The following is a 20,104-nucleotide window of genomic DNA, read 5'->3' on the forward strand; positions in this document are numbered from 1 at the left end:
TCTATCCATTCATCTCATGCAAGGAATTGCCGTAAATTGCAGAACGTGTATTCATATCTGAATGGATAAAGCACTTACACATGCAGATTGGTCACTGATCCAAAGCTTTCTGGCCGTGGCCGAAACAGGTTCACTATCCTCTGCGGCCCGACATCTGGATCGCAGCCAACCTACATTGGGGCGACAGGTGCAAAGCCTAGAGGACGAACTGGGCGTGTCCCTGTTCGATCGACACGCGCGTGGGTTGAGGCTGAGCGAGGCTGGCGCAGAGCTTCTGCCAATGGCCCAGCAGATGCACAGCGCAATGACAGCCTTCAGCCTGGCTGCGGCGGGGCAGTCGCAGCAGCTTGAGGGCTCGGTACGCATTACTGCATCGGTTTTTGCGTCGCACCATCTGCTGCCACCGATCCTGGCGGACATCCGAAGACAGGAACCCACCATTCAGCTTGAACTGGTCGCCACCGACACCACCGAGAATTTGCTCTATCGCGAGGCGGATATTGCCGTACGCATGTATCGCCCCGCGCAGATGGACATTATTTCACGGTACCTCGGTGATGTGCCGCTGTGTTTTTGTGCGGCCAGGTCCTATCTGGATCGAATGGGGCGCCCTAAAACGCCGGAAGAGATATTTACACATGACCTTGTGGGGTTTGACGCCAATCAGGAAATCATCAAGGCAATGCGCGAAAAAGGATGGCCCGCCAACCGCGACAGCTTTACCACCCGCTGCGATCTGCAAAGCGCTTATTGGGAACTGATCCGGGCAGGGTGTGGCATTGGCTTCAGTCAGGTCCAGGTCGCCGAAGCTGATCCTGATGTGGAAATCCTGCCGCTGGATGTTGAAATCCCGATTCTACCGGTTTGGCTGGCCGCACCGCAGGCCATGCGCCAGACCCCGCGTATCCGCAGGGTCTGGGATTTGCTGGCTGAAGGGCTCAAAGCCAGTCTCTGACGGTCAAAGTGGTCCGGTATAAGTTCCACGCGCGGGGTAGTTATTGCCCAATGTAAATTTCAGACCTCCGACGATATCTGCAGTAGACGGACGCCCGAACGGCGTGGTCTGCTGCCACGCGTAGTACAACGTCTGGTCGGACGCGATGTAGAAATGGCCGGGTTCCGCAAACAGGTCCGGCTCGGTGCTGCCGTCGCGCTTGGACGAGATGTTCAGACCCCAATCATCCCGCGCCTCAGACAGTGGCAGGCTGTGACCCACGCGCAGGCGCGACACTCCGGCTTTCTCGGCGGTTTCGGCGGCGCGTTCGGCGGTATCCGTGGTGATCATGATGACCTCGACACCCAGCGCGGCAAAGTCGTCCAGCGCTGCCTCGACCTCGGTCATCTGCCTGATGCAGATCGGGCAATGCAGCCCGCGATATTGAATCACCAGTGTTCCGTTTTCGCCCTTGTCCGCCTCAATATCGAAGCTGCCATGCGCCACAGTTTCGATTTTCAGCGCAGGAACCGGATTTCCAGGTGTCAGCATGTGTTCTCCTCGTGTTTTGAAGGGTTCGTCTCATTGACCCGATGCTGTGCAGACGCTAGGCCCTGTGCAACAAAACGCAAGGAGACCCTTCATGTCCAACCCCTCGCTCCTCATCCTGCCCGGAGATGGAATTGGCCCGGAAGTTATGGCCGAAGTGCGCAGAATCATCGATTGGTACGGCACCAATCGCGGTCTTCAATTTGACGTGAGCGAGGACCTGGTCGGCGGCGCAGCCTATGATGCCCACGGCAAGCCTTTGTCCGATGAGACCATGGCCAAGGCACAAGAGGTGGATGCGGTTCTGCTGGGCGCTGTTGGCGGCCCGAAATACGATGATCTGGATTTCAGCCTGAAGCCCGAGCGCGGCCTGCTGCGCCTGCGCAAGGAAATGGACCTGTATTCGAACCTGCGCCCAGCCCAGTGCTTTGACGCGCTGGCCGACTTCTCGTCGCTGAAGAAAGACATCGTTGCTGGTCTGGATATCATGATCGTGCGCGAGCTGACATCGGGCGTCTATTTCGGCGAGCCGCGCGGTATCTTCGAGGAAGGCAATGAGCGTGTGGGCATCAATACCCAGCGCTACACCGAATCCGAGATCGAACGCGCCGCGCGCTCGGCTTTTGAACTGGCGATGCGCCGGAATAAAAAGCTGTGCTCGATGGAAAAAGCCAACGTGATGGAATCGGGCATCCTCTGGCGCGAGGTGGTCAATCGCGTTGCAGCGGACTACCCCGAAGTTGAGCTGAGCCATATGTACGCAGACAACGGTGCGATGCAGTTGGTCCGCGCCCCCAAGCAGTTTGACGTCATCCTGACGGATAACCTGTTTGGCGACATCCTGTCCGACTGCGCCGCCATGTTGACCGGCTCGCTGGGTATGCTGCCTTCAGCCAGCCTGGGCGCTCCGATGGCAAATGGCCGTCCCAAGGCGATGTACGAGCCGGTCCACGGCTCGGCACCCGATATCTCTGGTCAGGGTAAGGCCAACCCAATCGCCTGCGTTCTCAGCTTTGCTATGGCGCTGCGCTACAGCTTTGATCAGGGCGAAGAAGCGGATCGTCTGGAAGCTGCGATCGAGAAAGTTCTGGCCGATGGCGTACGCACCGGAGACCTGCTGGCGGATGAGGGCGTTCAGCCTGTCTCGACCAGTGAAATGGGCGATGCGATTCTCGCAGCTTTGGACGCAAGCGTCTAAAACGCAAAAAACTTGAATGACAAAAGGCGGTGCCCAGCGCACCGCCTTTCTTAGTCAGTTACCGCCAAAGATATTTTTCAGCAGATTATTGATGTCCTCGGCAAAGCCACCCTGTCTGCGGCGTGGTTTTGGTTGTGCCACCTGAACAGGCGGCTCGGGGATCATCATCGGCAATGGGGTTGGTGTCATCCCCTCGGTCACACGCAGCATGGTTTCCTTCCAAATCTCGGCGGGCAACCCGCCTCCGGTCACGCCAGACAGCGGCGTGTTGTCGTCATACCCCATCCAGACACCGGTCACGTAGTCAGCGGTAAAGCCGATAAACCACGCATCGCGTGCGGCCTGGGTCGTACCGGTCTTGCCCGCCACCTGCCAGCCCGGCAGTTTGGCCCGCCCGCCCGTGCCTTCAGACACCACACGCTCCATCATCCAGGTCAGTTGTTTTGCAGCCACGTCATTGATCACCCTCTCACCAATACCGGTCGTCGTGACCATGACAGGCGTGTCATCTCCCAACAGCTTCAGTTCGGTCAAACCATAAGGTTCAACCTGTGACCCGCCATTCAGGATGCCGGCATAGGCCCCGGTCATTTCGATCAACGTGCTTTCTGATGCACCAAGCGCCAGCGCCGGGCCCTGTGCAAGATCGCTGGCAATTCCAAAGCCGCTGGCGATCGTCCGAACATTGTCCAGGCCAGAAATCTCGGCCACTTTGACAGCGGGAATGTTCAGTGAATTTTTGAGCGCATCCGCCAGCGTCACCCGCCCATAGTACTTGTTGGTATAGTTCTTGGGACACCACTGGCCTGACCCCGGGATGTTCACGCAGTAAGGTTCGTCCATCACCGTATCATAGGGTGAATACCCCAGCTCCAAGGCCGTTGCATAAACAAACGGCTTGAACGACGACCCCGTTTGCCGCAGCGCCTGAGTGGCGCGGTTGAATGCACCCGACACTCGTGTCTTGCGACCACCAACCATGGCGCGCACGGCACCATCCGCAGACATCACGACGATGGCGGCCTGTGCCTTTGACCCTTCGCGGACCTTTTCCTGAAAAATAAACTGCAGCGCTTCTTCGGCAGAGGTCTGGATGCGCTGGTCCATCGTGGTTCGGATCACGACATCCTCGGTCGTGTTGCGGGTAAAGAACTCGGGTCCGCTGGCCATGACCCAGTCCGCAAAATAGCCACCCGCCCGCGCAGCCGCCGCATCCGAAAGTTGGGCCGGTCTGGCGCGCGCCTCGCTGGCCTGCGCGGAGGTCAAATAGCCTTGATCCTCCATCAAACCGATCACAAGGCGTGCCCGATCCTGCGAGCGTTGCAGGCTGTTTGTCGGTGCGTATCGCGTGGGCGCAACCAACAAACCGGCCAGCATCGCGGCCTCTGCCGGCGACACTTCGGCCGCGGATTTGCCAAAGTACCGCTGGCTGGCGGCCTCGAACCCGCGCGCACCAGCACCGAGGAAGGCGCGGTTCAGGTAAATCGTCAGAACCTCGTCCTTGGAGTATTTCACCTCCATCGCGATCGCATAGGTGGCCTCTTTGGCTTTCCGCCACAGCGAGCCTTGACGGCAATCGGCTTCATAGGCAGCTTCGGATTCCCATTCAGTCGGATCGTAAGGCACTCCCAGACACAACAGTTTGGCCGTCTGCTGCGTGATAGTGGACCCGCCATGCCCGGACAAAGGTCCACGTCCTTCGCTCAGATTGATGCGCACCGCACTCGCAACACCGCGTGGGCTGACACCGAAATGTCGATAAAACCGTTTGTCCTCGGTCGCGATGACGGCGTTCTTCAGATGCGGTGACACGGTATCGGCCGTGATCACACCGCCAAACTGATCGCCGCGCCATGCAAACACCTTGCCCTCTCGATCCAGCAAGGTGACCGACCCGCGCGCGCGCCCGTCCAGTAAGGCATTCACGTCAGGCAAGGAGGTATAGACGATACCCACTGCCAACGCGATCAGCATGGCGACAATTGCCCCGACCCGCCAGGTCAGACCCCAGACCAGACGCCAGATCCAACGGAAAAAGCGCCGGAAGATGCCGCCGCTCTTGCCTCCTGACCTCTTGCGTGTTGTTTTGCGTGTGGTCGTCTTGCGCGCGGTCGATTTCTTGCCTGCCGGGCGCTTTGACGCCGACGGTTTACGCCCCTTGGACGGGTACCTTTTATCCGCAACCAATCTCGGCTTGCGGCGCTTGGACTCAGTCATGCTCAAACTCTGCCCGATTTTACTTTTGCGCCACCATACCCCGGCGATCTGAGTATGTAGAGGTCCGAATTTCCGTAAATTCCCCTCATAGAAATGCCTAAATTTTAATCCCTCACGATGAATCGTGCAAAAATTGTGCAACTTTGCGCCATTTTACCGTCCGTTTACGCCCCAAGACCGTTTCTTACTGCGCCTCGGCGCGCTTTTTTCTGCAGGTGCAAACAAACCGGCCCCGCCGGAAAACCAAAGGGGAAAGACGTGAAACTGATCATTGCGACAATCAAGCCGTTCAAGCTGGAGGAGGTGCGCGAGGCACTGACCGAGGTCGGCGTGCGCGGCATGATGGTGACCGAAATCAAGGGCTTCGGCTCGCAATCCGGTCACACCGAAATCTATCGCGGAGCCGAATACGCCGTGAACTTCGTCCCCAAGATCAAGCTCGAGATCGTGGTACCTGCGGCAATGGCCGACCAGATCGTCGAAACCATCACCAAAACAGCCAAAACCGGCAAGATCGGCGACGGCAAGATATTCGTCCTCGATATCGAGCAGGCCCTGCGCGTGCGGACCGGGGAAACCAACGAGGAAGCGCTGTAAGCGCGGCCACTCACACTCATTCGAGGACTGAAAATGAACCTGATGAAATCTCTCATCCCTGCCGCCGCGATTGTCGCGCTGCCGCAGATGGGTCTTGCGCAAGAGGCCGCTGTAACCGGCGAGACCGCGCAGCACACGCAATATATCCTGACCTCGCTGCTGTTTCTGGTCGGCGGTTTTCTGGTGTTCTGGATGGCCGCGGGCTTCGCAATGCTCGAGGCCGGTCTGGTGCGTTCCAAGAATGTTGCCATGCAACTGGTCAAGAACATGGGCCTGTTTTCCTTTGCCGCCATCATGTACTGGCTGGTGGGCTTTAACCTTATGTATCCGGGCGATGGCTGGACCATCACTGGCATTCTGGGCGCGTTCTCGCCAACGTCGCTTGAGCCGGTTGGCCTGGCTGACACCGAAACCGCGCTGGATTATGCATCTGTCGGCTCAGACTTCTTTTTCCAGCTGATGTTCTGCGCAACCACCGCATCAATCGTATCCGGCACCATGGCCGAACGTGTCAAACTGTGGCCGTTCTTCTTCTTCGTGATCGTCCTGACCGGCATCATCTATCCGATCGAAGCGTCCTGGCAGTGGGGTGGTGGCTGGCTGTCCGAGATGGGCTTTAGCGACTTCGCTGGCTCGACCCTGGTGCACGCCGCAGGTGGTTTCGCAGCGCTGGCCGGTGCCATCGTGCTGGGCCCGCGTATCGGCAAGTATAACAAGGATGGCAAAGTGATTCCGATCCCCGGCTCGAACCTGGCGCTGGCCACTCTGGGAACGTTCATCCTGTGGCTGGGTTGGTTCGGCTTCAACGGCGGTTCGCAGCTGGCAATGGGCACCATCGGTGACATGGCCGATATCAGCCGCATTTTCGCCAACACCAACATGGCCGCTGCTGCTGGTGCTGTTGCAGCGCTGATCCTGACGCAGGTGATGTATGGCAAGGTAGACCTGACCATGGTGCTGAACGGCGCCCTGGCTGGTCTGGTGTCGATCACCGCTGAACCGCTCGCCCCGTCGCTGTTCCAGGCCCTGATCATCGGTGCAATTGGTGGTGTTATCGTGGTCCTGACCGTCCCGATGTTGGACCGCATGAAGATTGACGACGTCGTCGGTGCGATCCCAGTTCACCTGATCGCAGGCTTCTGGGGTACCTTCATCGTTGCATGGACCAACAGTGACGCTAACTTTGTGACGCAGATCATTGGCTTCGCTGCCATTGGTATCTTCGTCTTCGCGGTCAGCTTCATCCTCTTCTCGATCCTCAAGGCAACTGTTGGCCTGCGGGTTGGCGAGGAAGAAGAGATCAATGGCCTGGATATGGGTGAGTTGGGTATGGAAGCCTACCCCGAGTTCTCGAAAGGCTGAGATCCTTGAATAACAAAAAACGGCCCCAGCCCTGTGCTGGGGCCGTTTTTTTGTGCGGCAGTCATTTTTGGGTTAGAATCGGCCTGTCAAAATAGGGGGGAGTGCAATGCCGGACGCACCGCACACGCTTGTTGGCACAAGCCTAGAATGGACTGGGGTCCACCACTCCGGGCATGGCGATTTCGAAGACTTATCGACACACACGGTCAGTTACGAAACCGAAAACACCTGCTATGTCACTGCGAACGGCATGCTGGTAGGCGAGGCGGATTACACATATCGCCGCCTTGATGAACAGGTCGGCATATGTATCTACCACCCTCGTGAGTATCAGGGCAGAACTGATGTCGTGCTAAATGCAATGTTCGACTTTCGAGCGATGAAAGATCGGGCCGTGATAACGGCGGGCGGAAACCCTTTCGCCGTGGCGGACGGAGACATGCAGTTCGTCAAAACTCCGCCGCGCCCGGGCTGAGCCAGGCGCGACGGCTGTCCGATCAGACGCCGACGTCGACAATCGCCTTGGCTAGAATCGGCACTGTTGTCGCGTTCAGTCCGGCGATGTTCAGGCGGCTGTCGCCGACCATGTAGATGCCGTGTTCGACGCGCAGTTTCTCAACCAGTTCAGGCGCGGCCTCGAGGCGTGAGAACATACCGCGGTGCTGGGCGATAAAGCCGAAGCGGTCCGAGCCGCTCAGGCGCTGCAATTCGTCGGCCAAGTGCTGACGCAGACCCAGCATGGACAGGCGGACCTCTTCCAGCTCAGCCGCCCAGTCGGCGCGCAGGGCGTTATCATTCAGGATCGTGGTCACCACTCGCGCGCCGTGATCCGGCGGGAAGGAATAGTTCTGCCGGTTCAGGAAAGCCAGAGTGGCCTGGTTCAGCGCCGTTTCCTCGGCATTGTCGCTGATGGCCATCAAGAGTCCGGTGCGTTCGCGATAAACACCAAAATTCTTTGAGCATGACGCCGCGATCAGACACCGTTTGACCGAAGACGCGACAAAACGGGCGGCCTGCGCATCTTCTTCCAAACCGTCGCCAAAACCCTGATATGCAATGTCGATCATCGCAACGAGACCAAGCTCGTTGATCACCTTCACGACCTCTTGCCATTGCACCATGTTCAGGTTGGCGCCGGTCGGGTTGTGGCAGCAGCCGTGCAGCAGAACGACGTCACCTGCTTTGGCGGTTTTCAGGTCGGCGATCATGCCGTCGAAATCAACACCACGGGTTTCACTGTTGAAATAGCAATACTGGACCGTTTCCATCCCCAGATAGTTCAGGATCGACAGGTGGTTTGGCCAGGTCGGGTTCGATACAAATACACGAGCCGACGGATTGGCCATACGGATCATCTCGAACGCCTGACGGCAAGCACCGGTGCCGCCCGGCGTCGCCACAGCGGCAATGTTGCCTCGTGGAACCGAGGTGCCAAGGATCAGGCCGATCATCGCATCCGCATATGCGGGATCACCGGCCAGCCCGGTATAAGCCTTTGTTTCCTGCTCTTGCCAGATACGTTGCTCGGCGGCTTTCACCGCGCGCATGACAGGCGTTATACCCTCAGCATTCTTGTAGACACCCACCCCCAGGTCGATCTTCTGATCGCGCGGGTCTTCGCGGTACATCTGCATCAGCGCCAGAATCTTATCTGCCGGCTGCGGTTTCAGGTTCTCGAACATCAGTTCTCTCCGGTTGCGACGGGCAGGGTCGGGAAGGCACCCCATTCAGCCCAGGAGCCGTCATAAAGCGAGTGGTCTTTCTTGCCGATACGTTCCAGCGCAAGACTGAGGATCGCGGCCGTTACGCCCGACCCACAAGAGGTGATTGCCGGTTTCGACAAGTCAACGCCAGCGGCCTCGAATACAGCGCGGCAGTCCTCGGGCGATTTCATGGTGCCGTTTGAATTCAGCAACTGCCCAAAGGGAACATTGCGTGAGCCCGGAATATGGCCCGAGCGCAGACCCTGGCGCGGCTCGGCCTCGGCCCCGGCAAACCGACCGGTAGAGCGGGCGTCGATAATCTCATGATCACCCAGCTTGGCTGCGGCGGATACTTGAGTGACGTCTCTGACAAGTTGGTTTTGCACACGCACGGTCATATGACGGTCACGAATAACCGGCGGCAAGTCCTCGATCTCGCGTCCCTCCGCCTGCCATTTCGGCAAGCCCCCATCCAAAACAGCAATATTTTCCTGCCCCATCAGACGGAACAGCCACCAGACGCGTGCTGCCGACATCAACCCGGCACCATCATAGACCACAACCTGATGACCATCGCCCACACCCATCGCCCGCAGACGCGACATGAATTTCTCAACCGGAGGTGCCATATGCGGCAGGTCTGAACGGTGATCCGAAATCTCGTCAATATCGAAGAACCGTGCTCCGGGGATGTGACCGGCATCATACTCGGCCATGGAATCGCGGTTTTGCGTGGGCAAATACCAAGACCCGTCCAGAATCCGCAGATCCGGGTCTTTCATGTGCGCGGCCAGCCATTCGGTAGATACGAGGGTTTTCGGATCGTCCTGCATCAAAGCCTCCCCTAAGCGAGCTTGGATTTTCCCTATACCCGGCAGCATAGGGGTTCAAGTCTGGATAGCGCTAGCGCCTGTTAACCGCTGGATTTATCGCGCCCTGCGCAGGCGGAAATGCTGGATAATTCCAATAATGCTGATCAGAATCCAGAACCCTTCGATCAACATCGAGGCCAGATTAAAATTCTGCAGCAGGGAATAGACAATCAGCACGGACCCCAGCAGGTTGATCACCGGAAAGGCCAGATCGTCCGAATTCATCATCCGCATCTGCGTTGCGAAATATGCGGCAACCACGATCAGCGCTCCAAACGAGCCGATGCCGTCCACGATGGTCAGGCTGTCGATAAATGCGGTCATGGATGGGCCTTGCCGTTTTCAAGAAACTCTGTGTGTTGAGCGTAATGATGCATGTTCAGAAAAGCGGCACCTTGTACCCCGGCGCGATAGCCATGCGAAACATCCGCTGCAAACCGCAAACCCTGCCCAGCCTGCAATAGCACCCATTCTTCACCTCGTAGAATTTCCACCGCACCACTGAGGACGAACACTTCCTCGGTCACACCGGCAGCATGCGCTGGGGATTCGTGGCTTTGGTTCGGCGCAAGGTTCACGTGAAAGGTTTCGGCACCTAGTGCGGGATCGAAGGGGAAGACGATCTTGACCTCGATACTACCTGGGAAAGTCACAGTCTGAAAAACAGAGGGGTCGCCCTGTACTGTGTCGATCAGAGCACTCAACGGCACCTGAAACCCTTTGGCGATTTTCCAGAGCGTGGCAATCGTCGGGCTGGATTCGCCCCGTTCGATCTGTCCCAGCATGGCTTTGCTGACGCCCGTCAGTTCGGCCACCTTGGACAGACTCAGCCCAGAGGCCGCCCTGACATCCCTTAGCTTCAGCGTAATGTCGTCTATTGCCATGTCGTCGTCTTTCGAATCCTCTTGTGCGTTATAGCGCACATGTGTTACGAGCGCTATAACGCACAAACCCCAAGACATGCAACCCGAGGCAATAGGGAAACAGCATCATGCCATTGTACCGATCCAGAACCTCTACTCATGGCCGCAACATGGCCGGTGCCCGTGGATTGTGGCGCGCCACCGGTATGGGCGACGACGATTTCGGCAAACCGATCATCGCCATCGTCAACTCCTTCACCCAGTTCGTTCCCGGTCACGTGCACCTGAAAGATCTGGGACAGATGGTTGCGCGCGAGGTTGAGGCCGCTGGTGGTGTTGCGAAAGAGTTCAACACCATCGCGGTGGATGACGGCATCGCCATGGGTCATGACGGAATGCTCTATTCGCTGCCTTCGCGCGAAGTGATCGCGGATTCGGTTGAATACATGGTCAACGCGCATTGTGCGGATGCGATGGTCTGCATTTCGAACTGCGACAAGATCACCCCCGGCATGCTGATGGCCGCCATGCGCCTGAACATCCCGGCGATCTTTGTGTCCGGTGGTCCGATGGAGGCCGGCAAGATCGATATCGCCGATCTGGATGCCAAGAAAATTGACCTTGTAGACGCAATGGTGGCCGCCGCGGACGACAAGTTCACCGACGAGCAGGTTCAACACATCGAAGAGAATGCCTGCCCGACCTGCGGGTCTTGCTCGGGCATGTTCACTGCCAACTCGATGAACTGTCTGGCCGAAGCGCTGGGTCTGGCACTGCCGGGCAATGGCTCGACACTGGCAACACATGCCGACCGAAAAGAGCTATTCCTGGAGGCGGGTCGCCGCATCGTAGAGATCACCAAACGGCATTACGATCTGGACGAAAAAGGCTTCCTGCCGCGTGAGATCGCAACATTCGACGCGTTCCAGAACGCCATGAGCCTGGACATCGCCATGGGCGGGTCGACCAACACGGTGCTTCATTTGCTGGCCATCGCGCATGAGGGCGAAGTGGATTTCACCATGTCCGACATGGATCACCTGAGCCGTCGCGTGCCTTGCCTGTGTAAAGTCGCGCCCAACACCGAGAACGTCCACATGGAGGATGTCCACCGCGCCGGCGGCATCTTCTCGATCCTTGGCGAGCTCAGCCGCGCAGGCCTGCTACACGAAGATTGCCACACGGTGCATTCGGCCACCATGGGCGAGGCGATTGCCAATTGGGACATCAAGATCGCCAACAATCCCAAGGCACAAGAGTTGTTCAAGGCCGCCCCCGGTGGTGTGCGCACCACTCAGGCATTCAGCCAATCGAACCGATTCAAAGAACTGGATACCGATCGCGAAGGCGGCGTGATCCGCGCGAAAGAACACGCGTTCAGCCAGGATGGTGGCCTGGCGGTTCTGTTCGGCAACATCGCCCGAGACGGCTGTATTGTGAAAACTGCCGGTGTGGATGCCAATATCCTGCAATTCACCGGCTCGGCTTACGTGTGCGAAAGCCAGGATCAGGCAGTCAGCGACATTCTCACCGGCAAGGTGAAAGAGGGTGACGTGGTGGTGATCCGCTATGAAGGCCCGCGTGGCGGTCCGGGGATGCAGGAAATGCTGTATCCGACGTCTTACCTGAAGTCCAAAGGGCTTGGCAAAGCCTGCGCTTTGCTGACCGATGGTCGTTTTTCGGGCGGCACATCCGGTCTGTCGATCGGTCACGTATCACCCGAGGCCGCCGAAGGTGGTGAGATTGGTCTGGTACAGAATGGCGACGTGATCGAGATCGACATCCCGAACCGCACTATCCATCTGGCCGTCTCAGATGAAGAGCTTGCCGCCCGACGCGAAGCACAAGACGCAAAAGGATGGGAGCCTGCCGCGCCGCGCAAACGCAAGGTGTCTACCGCGCTCAAAGCCTATGCCAAGTTGACGACCAGCGCGGCAAAAGGGGCTGTACGCCAAGTCTGATCCAATACGGTACAGACTTGCTGAATCAGCAGGCCGGTAAATCGACCGTTCGCAAGAACTCCCGCACCCAAATCGCACCATCAGCTTCGCTGATGCCACGTTTGGTCTTGGGCCCGGCGCCGCGCAAAGCGCTGCGCCGGGCCCAACCAGAGGAGATGTTCCGCTAGAAACAGTGACGATGGGCGGGAGCACCCCGCCCCAAAGTCAGTCGCCGAGTTTGGCGTGAATTTCGTGCAGATCAATTTCGCCGATCGGCATCTTGTTCGCAGGGTTTTCGAAATCGTATTTGAATAGCTCGAAATCCTGTTTGTAGATCTCATAGACCAGATGCATTGACAGATCGTCGAAGTAATCCTCGACCGGGTGTGCACGCATTGGTCCGTGGCCTTCAGATTCATTGAACCGTGGAATATCAGACAATGTAACAGAGTGCTCCAGCTCGATATTATTCAGAACATCCTGCATCCCGTCGTTGAACGTTTCGGTCCAGAAAATCCGGTCATAGTGACCCCCGTTGACGATGAAGGTCGACACATGACCCGACATTGCCGACCAGTGAATATCCGGGTCCATCGGTCTGCGCCAGCGGATCGTGTCGCGCGCAAACAACAGAAATCGGCGGAAACTGGCGATCTGGTCAAACTCTCCTTTGCCGTCTTCACCGCCCACTTCAATTCCGTAGTTGTAGATCAGCGTCGGCACCAGATTGCCTCGGTATCGCTTACCATTTCGTTGAATGCCGCAAATCTTGTCAAAAAATGAACTGAGGATGCGGGTATATGGATTGCGCACACAGGTGAAAGTATAAGACGCGTGATTGCGCACATTGTTCGATATCAGGCCCTGACTCTGATCAAATGCCCATTTATGCATGCCGTCCTTGGCGTCATGGATATCACCATCGAAAAACTGACCATGGTCCGAATAATACATGATCTGACCAATGGTCGAGCAGGCACATTTGGGCACCACACGGTACACCATGCTTTCGCTCTCGGTCATCCAGGTACCGGGAAAACCCATCTGCTGTGCCTCCTTCGCTGGTCAGGTCTCGATCCGATACGCCAGCTTTTGGTAACAAAGAACCAAAATTATTCTGTTTATTCAATCGCTCATCCTCAGTATCACGGTTGAAACCGGGCAGAAACGGAAATTACGTAACCTCAATGGCAAAGATCGCCTATATATTGCTGTGCCATAAGGACCCTGATGCAATCATCGCACAGGCCGAACAGCTGACTGCGGCGGGCGATTGCATGGCGATCCATTTTGATGCCCGCGCCAGCTCCGAAGCGTATGATCAGATCCGCGCAGCACTGAGCGGAAACCCCAACGTGACCTTTGCACCCAAGCGCGTCAGATGCGGCTGGGGAGAATGGTCCCTGGTGCAGGCCACGCTGAACGCCTTGCAAGCTGCTGTCGACACCTTCCCCCGCGCCACGCATTTCTACATGCTGTCTGGCGATTGCATGGCCATCAAAACGGCAGAATATACTCACCGTTTTCTGGATGATCGCGACAAGGACTTTATCGAAAGCCACGATTTCTTTGAAAGCAACTGGATCAAGACGGGTATGAAGGACGACCGGCTGATCTATCGTCATTTTTTCAATGAACGCACTCAGCCCAAGTTGTTTTATACCGCCTATGAGGTGCAGAAACGTTTTGGTCTGACGCGTGCAATTCCCGAAGACGTTCAGGTCATGATCGGTAGTCAATGGTGGTGCCTACGCCGCAGAACAGTCGAAATGATCCTGGATTTCCTGCGCCAGCGCCGTGATGTGATCCGGTTTTTCTCGACCACGTGGATCCCGGATGAAACGTTCTTTCAAACGCTGGTGCGTCACCTGATCCCGAAAGATGAGATTGAAAACCGAACTCTGACGTTTCTGATGTTCTCGGATTACGGAATGCCTGTCACGTTCTACAACGACCACTATGATATGTTGCTGGGCCAGGATTATCTGTTTGCCCGCAAGATCAGCGCAGAAGCTCATGAGCTGAAGGAGCGGCTGGGCTCGCTCTACGCAAGTGAGGGCGTCGATTTCCCTGGTTCGAACGAAGGGCGCAACCTGTACGCGTTTCTTGCCGGTCGTGGACGCATCGGCCGCCGGTTCGGGCGGCGATTCTGGGAGGCCGGAAGTGCAATTGGGTCAGAACGGGAACTGTTCATAATTGTCTGCAAGAAGTGGCATGTCGCCAAACGCCTTGTCGATCAGATCGCGTCGGAAACAGATATTCCCTGCGTTGAATACCTGTTTAACGAAGAAGATACGTTGCTGCCTGATCTGGGTGGAATCGAAACAAACTTGACCAAGCGCACCCGCCATCGGCGGGCCGTTGTACGAATGCTGTTCGACAGTTTCGGGTCAGATCAGCTGGTTCTGTGTCTCGACCCGGCCAACCTTGACGCAATTCAGGATTTTTGCAGCGATCAGGCCAGAACTCATGTGCTTGAAATCGAATGCGACTACTCGGATGACTATCTGATCGGTCACGCCCGTCGTGTCGGGTTGGCTGGTGACAGCAGCCCTGTGGAAACTGTTGCGCATCTGCTGCCCACGCTTCGCAACGATCTGAACCACGAATCCGAACAGATCCGTGCCGCCGGGTTGGAAAATCACCTGCGTCTTCGGGAAACGGCCCAGCGCGCCGAGAATGAAGCCGTGGTCGCCAAGTTTCTTGGGGTGAGCGAGGAAAAAGCCCAAGCTGTTATGCGGTTGGATTACCTTTTCCTCGACTGACCCACAAAACCATCCGACGATTGGCGGCCTGCGGGCCCCCGCAGCCGTGCATTCCTTGCCTCGAAACGGCGTATGATCTGTTGCGGCGGGCAGGGTCCTGAGCGCCTGCAACTGCATTCGTGATTTTTGTTCAAAAATCGGATACTGTGCAGTCAATTGGGCCATTTTGTTCATTTTTTTCGATCAGTAATGCGGCCCTGGCCAGTGAAAAACACGAAAAACAGGCAGGTCTTGTTTTCCGAATGACAGGTATCTGAGCGTCGAAGGATCCAAAAACACTGGCTGGAATAAGGTTGAATTTTGAAACGCAACTCCGGGGGGACACAGTTGTGCCTATAGATCAAATTGCCAAATCCAGACCATACATCCCAAATGACACAGACTGGAAGTTGATATACAACGTCCTGCCGGGCGAAACTCAGGTTGCGGACCCGGCCGTCATCAATCCTCAGTTCGAATGCATCGAGGTGACCGGGAACGCGGTCCTGCCGGCGAAAGGCATGTATGTCGTGCTGCGAGGCGTGGTTCAGTTGCGCCAAGATGGGAAACCGTTGGCCAGCGCGGATGTTGGTGACTATTTCTATGAAGAACATCTGCAGATCACGGATATTCCCGTCAGCCTCGAAGCGCTTGCGTTGGACGGAACGCGTTTGGCCTTTCTGTCCAGTGAGGAATGGAAACAGATACCTGCAGATATCCGGAAACCCTGCTTTGGACGGATGTTCGGCGATCTCCTCAGCGTCCAGATCCAGAACTTTCAGCAGCCGATCAATTGCTGCAGTGTAACCGCCGCAGCGCTCAGTATGTCGGCATTGGGTTTCAGCTGCGAGGTGAATGACATCTTCCGCGAATGTGCCCTGCCTTCATCCTTTGTGGTGAATGACGGCATTTCACTGGGAGAACTGTTTGATGTCGCCTGCACCTACATTCACTCGCAGGGCCTGCGGGAAAGAGTGCAGGTTCAGGCCTATTTCATGGACGGGGACACGACTGACGTACCGCTGTTGCTGGAGGCCATCGACGAATCCAATCAGTTGGGCGGCGACAATGATATTCTGGTGGCGAATTTCCAGGTCGGAGTCGCCCATGGTAAAGAGAACATGCCGGGGGGGCATTTTGCCGTTATTGCCAAATGCAACGCAAGCACCGGGCTTGTGCACATGATGGATGTGCATCCTGAGAAATACGGCAAGCTGTGGGTCACAACGATCCAACGGCTTTGGGAAGCGATGTCAGACAGGGACGGGACCTCGATGCGGTCCAGAGGCATTCTGCGCTTTTCGGCGCGTGCAGCGGTCAAAAGCCATCTGAAAACCTTCAAACAAAGATGCAACTATATCGACAGCACACGGTATCTGGCGAAAGATCCCAAGAAACGGCGCAACCTGTTCCGCCGCGCCACCCCAAATCTGAACTCTCTGGGTGTTTTGGTGGAAAGCCTCGCCATACATGGCGACCATCAAGTGGACGAAGACAAGCTGCTGCAGGCAACCGAATCGTCCTTTACTGATGCCGTCAGCCGGGTTGCGACTGCAAAAGATATGCACGAGATGGCAAAAAAATACCTGAGCCAGTCCGAAGACGTGCATGTGGACAGTTCGTTTCATAGCTTCGAGACCCGTGACGACAAGTCAATTCAAACCCCCGAAGACTGGTTCAAGGCTCAGTTGAAAAGCCTGAAGGTCAACAAGGATCGTCACCTGATGATCAACATCGATTTCAATCGCGTAACCGGGATAAACGCGATCGAACCGCCGAAAAATGTGTACCGTGAAACCGCGCTGCTGGAAGAGTTCTGGTGTCTGTGCATCGATTACGACGAAGACGAAGACGTTGTGACCATTGTCGACATGAGCCCTGCAACTTCACAAGTCTGGCAGGCGCCTCGCGGCAATATTTTCCGTGGTCTGCGCGATCTCGAAGACCCGGCACTTGTGTTAATCGAAGAGGTTGAGCCGCCCGAAGACCCTGGTGATGTCGACAGTATCATCAAGAACAACCCGATGGTCCTGTTTTACGAGGATGAAGATCCCTGGTCCTACATGCTCAGAAGTATCCTTTCGAACATCGGCGCAACGAGCGTCAAACAAGTGGATGTGGGTGGGCGTGATCCGAATGCCATAAAGATGCGGCGGCAATTGGTATCGCTTGGTCACAAGCCCAAGGTTCCATACCTGTTTTTCAAAGGCAAATGCATCAGCAAAAGCGAGAAGCTGCAAGATATCGTGGATATGATCAAGTCAGGTCACCTGCAAGACCGTATGCGCGGCGCAGGGCTTCCCGTTTCAAAACTGGATGATACACCCAGTCTGAACAAGAATATGTTTGGCTATCCCAAGGGGGTGCTGAACGAGGTCAGTGCCGGCAAGCGCAATGTGTTGTTATGCGCCTGTGGATCCTCGGCCGCGGACAAGATCCCTGAACTTGTCGAACGCATCGTCGATGCGGGGCACAACGTCAAGTTGATCCCTTCGGTATCTGCCGAAAAGTTCTTTCGGGATTTTGGCGCTGAACGAATCGACGCCAAGATCACCCACAACGACTATTACCGCGACGACGATGAGTGGAACTTCCGATACATGGAGTTCGACATGCCGGTGCGCGCCTCGCATCTTGCCCTTTGTGACTGGGCCGATTGCGTGATCGTGGCACCCATTACCTGCAACACGATGGGCAAGGTGGCGAACGGGATCGCCGACAATCTTCTAACCTCGGTCTTCGTGGCTTGGCAGTACCAGAAGAAACCAGTGATCCTTTGCCCCGCGTGCAACACGAATATGTGGAACAACATCACGACCCAGAACAACGTCTCAAAACTGAAAATGCTGGGCGCGGATCTCATTGGACCCCGGGAAGGACGCCTGTCCAACGGCCGGATGGGTATCGGTATGATGGCCACTCCGGACCAGATCATGGAAGCACTGGGCGAAGCTTTCGAGGAGCTGGACGACCAGAAGTACCGCGTTTGCAAATGGGCGCGAGAGGCTGCCGCTGCCGATGATATCAATGAATGGAAACGCGTGTTCCGCGTTATTGATGAAGGTATCGTCGGCGTCAATATTGTGGACGAAACCCACGGGGATTCATTGCTGCATTATGCAGCAGGTGGTGAGGGTGAGTTGAATGAAGGCGGTCATGATCTGGGCAAGCCCGACTATGAAGCCGCTCAAGATCTGATTGACAGGGAAATTGACGTCAACATTGTCAATGATCACGGGTTTACGGCGCTGCATGTTGCGGTGATGAACAAAGCCCCGAAGATGGTCGAAATCCTGTTGGCGGCAGAGGGCATGGATGCGACCTCGTGCATCGAGTTTGTTCAAGGCGCGGATATCTCACCCGAGATCCGGGCCATGCTGGATGTTTGGGCACGGGATCACAATCTGAAAATGGCAGATGCCGAACAGGGGCGCGATGAAAGTTTTGTGACCGTGAACGAACCTTCTTACCTGTACTTCACATACGGGTCACTAAAGCAGGGGTTCCCCAATCATGACGCGCACAACACAGTTCTGAACGACTTCGTGGGGACGGCCCGCACGCGGCAGCCAATGCCTCTGATCGTTCCGAAAGAGCCCTTCTGCGACAATCCGAACTGCAAGTTTCTGCATCGGATGGCAACGCTTGTCGATCAACAGGGCATGGGCAAACAGGTAAGCGGTGAGGTCTACCGGGTCACGGAATCCGGCTTGCATGAACTGGACAGACTGGAAGGCTATCATGGCCCCGGTTCACCCGAGAACGTCTATATCCGCAAGAAGATCAATGTGGTCGTGGATGGCGTGATGAAGCCAGCTTATGCCTATGTGATCGCTGACCCCGCGAAGTATCTGCAGGGATTACGCGATGGAACTTCTGAAATGGTGAACGACTACACACTCGATATGGCGCAGGGCGAACTCAAACCGGGTTTCAAATCCGAAGATTAGTTTTCCTGCACACTGATCGGTGGCGGTTCGGAACGTTCCTTGATGCTGAGGTTATACGCAGTGATCGCCACCATACACAGCAGCACAAACGGCCAGAAGCTGGCCTTGGGAAAAATATTGTCCCGATAGTGGATAATCCGCAGCGATGACACCGCCTCGGAGGCGAAAAGATACGTGTTGATCGAAACCGCCAGCAGCATGAAATACATCAGGAAAAAGAACGATTCCATGTAGATCACAGGTGACCCCGCAAACCCTTCGCGCAGCTGTACATGGGCCAGCAGGATCACGAAGAACAGAACCGAGCAAGTGCCGATTACGCTGGACGTACTGAAATCGTGCCGCTCTGCCAGACCCTCGCGGCGGGTGACGGTCATGACCGCCCCAAACAGCAGCATCATCACAACAATCAAGGGGATCATGTGGACTATGAAGGCGTTTGCGAAATTACGTTTGATGACGAAATTATAATGCAGCTCAGGCGCATTGGTCCGGTACGCATTTTGTCGGATGCCCAGCGTCGTATCCAGATTTGACAGCTTGTAATCGAAATACGTGTTCTCACGTTCCCACGTTCCCATTACGATCTGGTTGTCGATCCCAAAGATGTCATCCGGCCCGGTCGCCGGATAAGCCTCGAAGTCAGGTACTATCGCAATATTGACGTCAAATGAGTTGGGCCAGAACCGCACCCAAACCGTTTTGTGATCAAAAGGGTAGCTTGTGTAGTCAAAACTCTGACGCAGGGTTTGTTCGAAATACCACCCAATCAGCACGCCGTCGGGTTGCAGCAACCGATACGCCTCGGCAATCAGGCCGTTTGCGGTATCGACCGCTTCGGGCAGAAGAAAACCGACCTCACCTTCGGCCGGAATAATCGCATCATGTTCACCTGTCTTGTAGTGCTGCCAGATATAGCCGGTAACTTGTATGTCGCTGGCACCCAGAAAGCTGAACGACTTTAGGAAGATCCCTGTTCTCAAACGGTAGTCCGGCGCCACGTCTAACTTGCCCAGATATGCATCAACCGAAGCCTGATCAGGCAGCTGCGTCGGATCACCCTCAAAATGGTTCAGTTCAATCCAAAGTTTGAGCAACAGAGCGGCCAGACCAAATGTCAGCAGGCCAGAGATCAACCAAACCTTTCTTTCAACGCTCATTCAGCCTCCTGCCCT

16 protein-coding genes are annotated in these 20,104 nt (G+C 56.2%); 8 read left to right on the forward strand and 8 right to left on the reverse strand.

Annotated features, from left to right (window positions below):
- Window positions 1-61: 61 nt before the first annotated feature.
- Window positions 62-955, forward strand: a complete 894-nt coding sequence (locus Q0816_RS13015) for a LysR family transcriptional regulator (protein WP_298851154.1) — start codon at window positions 62-64, stop codon at window positions 953-955.
- Window positions 956-958: 3 nt separating this feature from the next.
- Here the strand turns inward: Q0816_RS13015 and Q0816_RS13020 are convergent, their stop codons facing one another.
- The gene (locus Q0816_RS13020; protein WP_298851156.1) at window positions 959-1,486 is read right to left on the reverse strand and encodes a redoxin domain-containing protein; all 528 of its coding nucleotides are present in this window, start codon (window positions 1,484-1,486) and stop codon (window positions 959-961) included.
- Window positions 1,487-1,577: 91 nt separating this feature from the next.
- Here Q0816_RS13020 and leuB point away from each other — a divergent pair, with 91 nt between their 5' ends.
- A complete protein-coding gene (gene leuB / locus Q0816_RS13025) occupies window positions 1,578-2,681 on the forward strand; it encodes a 3-isopropylmalate dehydrogenase (protein ID WP_298851158.1) in 1,104 nt (367 codons plus the stop codon).
- Window positions 2,682-2,735: 54 nt separating this feature from the next.
- Here the strand turns inward: leuB and Q0816_RS13030 are convergent, their stop codons facing one another.
- Window positions 2,736-4,898 carry a transglycosylase domain-containing protein gene (locus Q0816_RS13030; protein ID WP_298851159.1) on the reverse strand — a complete coding sequence of 721 codons (2,163 nt, stop codon included), beginning with the start codon at window positions 4,896-4,898 and terminating at the stop codon, window positions 2,736-2,738.
- A 258-nt stretch (window positions 4,899-5,156) separates the two neighbouring features.
- On the opposite strand from Q0816_RS13030, the gene Q0816_RS13035 reads away from it, so the two are divergent.
- The 3 genes from Q0816_RS13035 to Q0816_RS13045 all read left to right on the forward strand — a co-directional run bounded on the left by Q0816_RS13035 (window position 5,157) and on the right by Q0816_RS13045 (window position 7,332).
- Window positions 5,157-5,495: a P-II family nitrogen regulator gene (locus tag Q0816_RS13035; RefSeq protein ID WP_298851161.1), complete on the forward strand. Its 339-nt coding sequence runs from the start codon at window positions 5,157-5,159 to the stop codon at window positions 5,493-5,495.
- Window positions 5,496-5,528: 33 nt separating this feature from the next.
- Complete coding sequence (locus tag Q0816_RS13040) at window positions 5,529-6,857, forward strand: ammonium transporter (protein WP_298851163.1); 1,329 nt, start codon at window positions 5,529-5,531, stop codon at window positions 6,855-6,857.
- Window positions 6,858-6,963: 106 nt separating this feature from the next.
- Complete coding sequence (locus tag Q0816_RS13045) at window positions 6,964-7,332, forward strand: hypothetical protein (protein ID WP_050605617.1); 369 nt, start codon at window positions 6,964-6,966, stop codon at window positions 7,330-7,332.
- A 22-nt stretch (window positions 7,333-7,354) separates the two neighbouring features.
- Here the strand turns inward: Q0816_RS13045 and Q0816_RS13050 are convergent, their stop codons facing one another.
- From Q0816_RS13050 to Q0816_RS13065, 4 genes are all read right to left on the reverse strand, one after another.
- On the reverse strand, window positions 7,355-8,539 hold the full coding sequence (locus Q0816_RS13050) for an amino acid aminotransferase (protein WP_298851165.1): 1,185 nt from the start codon (window positions 8,537-8,539) through the stop codon (window positions 7,355-7,357).
- Complete coding sequence (gene sseA / locus Q0816_RS13055) at window positions 8,539-9,393, reverse strand: 3-mercaptopyruvate sulfurtransferase (RefSeq protein ID WP_298851168.1); 855 nt, start codon at window positions 9,391-9,393, stop codon at window positions 8,539-8,541. Before sseA ends, Q0816_RS13050 begins: the two co-directional genes overlap by 1 nt.
- A gap of 93 nt (window positions 9,394-9,486) precedes the next feature.
- Window positions 9,487-9,756, reverse strand: coding sequence for a hypothetical protein (locus Q0816_RS13060; RefSeq protein WP_298851170.1), 270 nt, complete (start codon window positions 9,754-9,756; stop codon window positions 9,487-9,489).
- Entirely contained in the window at window positions 9,753-10,316 is a 564-nt protein-coding gene (locus tag Q0816_RS13065; protein ID WP_298851172.1) for an XRE family transcriptional regulator, read from the reverse strand. Before Q0816_RS13065 ends, Q0816_RS13060 begins: the two co-directional genes overlap by 4 nt.
- A gap of 107 nt (window positions 10,317-10,423) precedes the next feature.
- Between Q0816_RS13065 and ilvD the strand changes: the two genes are divergently transcribed.
- Entirely contained in the window at window positions 10,424-12,256 is a 1,833-nt protein-coding gene (ilvD, locus tag Q0816_RS13070) for a dihydroxy-acid dehydratase (protein WP_298851175.1), read from the forward strand.
- 204 nt (window positions 12,257-12,460) lie between these two features.
- Here the strand turns inward: ilvD and Q0816_RS13075 are convergent, their stop codons facing one another.
- Entirely contained in the window at window positions 12,461-13,279 is an 819-nt protein-coding gene (locus Q0816_RS13075; RefSeq protein ID WP_298851177.1) for a sulfotransferase family protein, read from the reverse strand.
- Between the two features lie 143 nt (window positions 13,280-13,422).
- On the opposite strand from Q0816_RS13075, the gene Q0816_RS13080 reads away from it, so the two are divergent.
- Both Q0816_RS13080 and Q0816_RS13085 read left to right on the forward strand, forming a co-directional pair.
- Window positions 13,423-15,000, forward strand: a complete 1,578-nt coding sequence (locus Q0816_RS13080; RefSeq protein WP_298851180.1) for a DUF5928 domain-containing protein — start codon at window positions 13,423-13,425, stop codon at window positions 14,998-15,000.
- Window positions 15,001-15,329: 329 nt separating this feature from the next.
- Window positions 15,330-18,929 carry a flavoprotein gene (locus Q0816_RS13085; protein WP_298851182.1) on the forward strand — a complete coding sequence of 1,200 codons (3,600 nt, stop codon included), beginning with the start codon at window positions 15,330-15,332 and terminating at the stop codon, window positions 18,927-18,929.
- Here Q0816_RS13085 and Q0816_RS13090 read toward each other — a convergent pair.
- A complete protein-coding gene (locus tag Q0816_RS13090) occupies window positions 18,926-20,089 on the reverse strand; it encodes a hypothetical protein (RefSeq protein ID WP_298851184.1) in 1,164 nt (387 codons plus the stop codon). The two genes, Q0816_RS13085 and Q0816_RS13090, sit on opposite strands and share 4 nt — an antisense overlap.
- Between the last annotated feature and the right edge of the window lie 15 nt (window positions 20,090-20,104).

The organism is uncultured Ruegeria sp., assembly GCF_947497005.1.
Lineage (GTDB): Bacteria > Pseudomonadota > Alphaproteobacteria > Rhodobacterales > Rhodobacteraceae > Ruegeria.

Bases quoted from the DNA above. Each gene is read 5' to 3' on its own strand.
- Q0816_RS13060 (WP_298851170.1), bottom strand. From the start codon at position 9,756: ATGACCGCATTTATCGACAGCCTGACCATCGTGGACGGCATCGGCTCG.
- sseA (WP_298851168.1), bottom strand. From the start codon at position 9,393: ATGCAGGACGATCCGAAAACCCTCGTATCTACCGAATGGCTGGCCGCG.
- leuB (WP_298851158.1), top strand. From the start codon at position 1,578: ATGTCCAACCCCTCGCTCCTCATCCTGCCCGGAGATGGAATTGGCCCG.
- Q0816_RS13075 (WP_298851177.1), bottom strand. From the start codon at position 13,279: ATGGGTTTTCCCGGTACCTGGATGACCGAGAGCGAAAGCATGGTGTAC.
- Q0816_RS13040 (WP_298851163.1), top strand. From the start codon at position 5,529: ATGAACCTGATGAAATCTCTCATCCCTGCCGCCGCGATTGTCGCGCTG.
- Q0816_RS13080 (WP_298851180.1), top strand. From the start codon at position 13,423: ATGGCAAAGATCGCCTATATATTGCTGTGCCATAAGGACCCTGATGCA.
- Q0816_RS13090 (WP_298851184.1), bottom strand. From the start codon at position 20,089: ATGAGCGTTGAAAGAAAGGTTTGGTTGATCTCTGGCCTGCTGACATTT.
- Q0816_RS13050 (WP_298851165.1), bottom strand. From the start codon at position 8,539: ATGTTCGAGAACCTGAAACCGCAGCCGGCAGATAAGATTCTGGCGCTG.
- Q0816_RS13065 (WP_298851172.1), bottom strand. From the start codon at position 10,316: ATGGCAATAGACGACATTACGCTGAAGCTAAGGGATGTCAGGGCGGCC.
- ilvD (WP_298851175.1), top strand. From the start codon at position 10,424: ATGCCATTGTACCGATCCAGAACCTCTACTCATGGCCGCAACATGGCC.
- Q0816_RS13015 (WP_298851154.1), top strand. From the start codon at position 62: ATGGATAAAGCACTTACACATGCAGATTGGTCACTGATCCAAAGCTTT.
- Q0816_RS13045 (WP_050605617.1), top strand. From the start codon at position 6,964: ATGCCGGACGCACCGCACACGCTTGTTGGCACAAGCCTAGAATGGACT.
- Q0816_RS13020 (WP_298851156.1), bottom strand. From the start codon at position 1,486: ATGCTGACACCTGGAAATCCGGTTCCTGCGCTGAAAATCGAAACTGTG.
- Q0816_RS13030 (WP_298851159.1), bottom strand. From the start codon at position 4,898: ATGACTGAGTCCAAGCGCCGCAAGCCGAGATTGGTTGCGGATAAAAGG.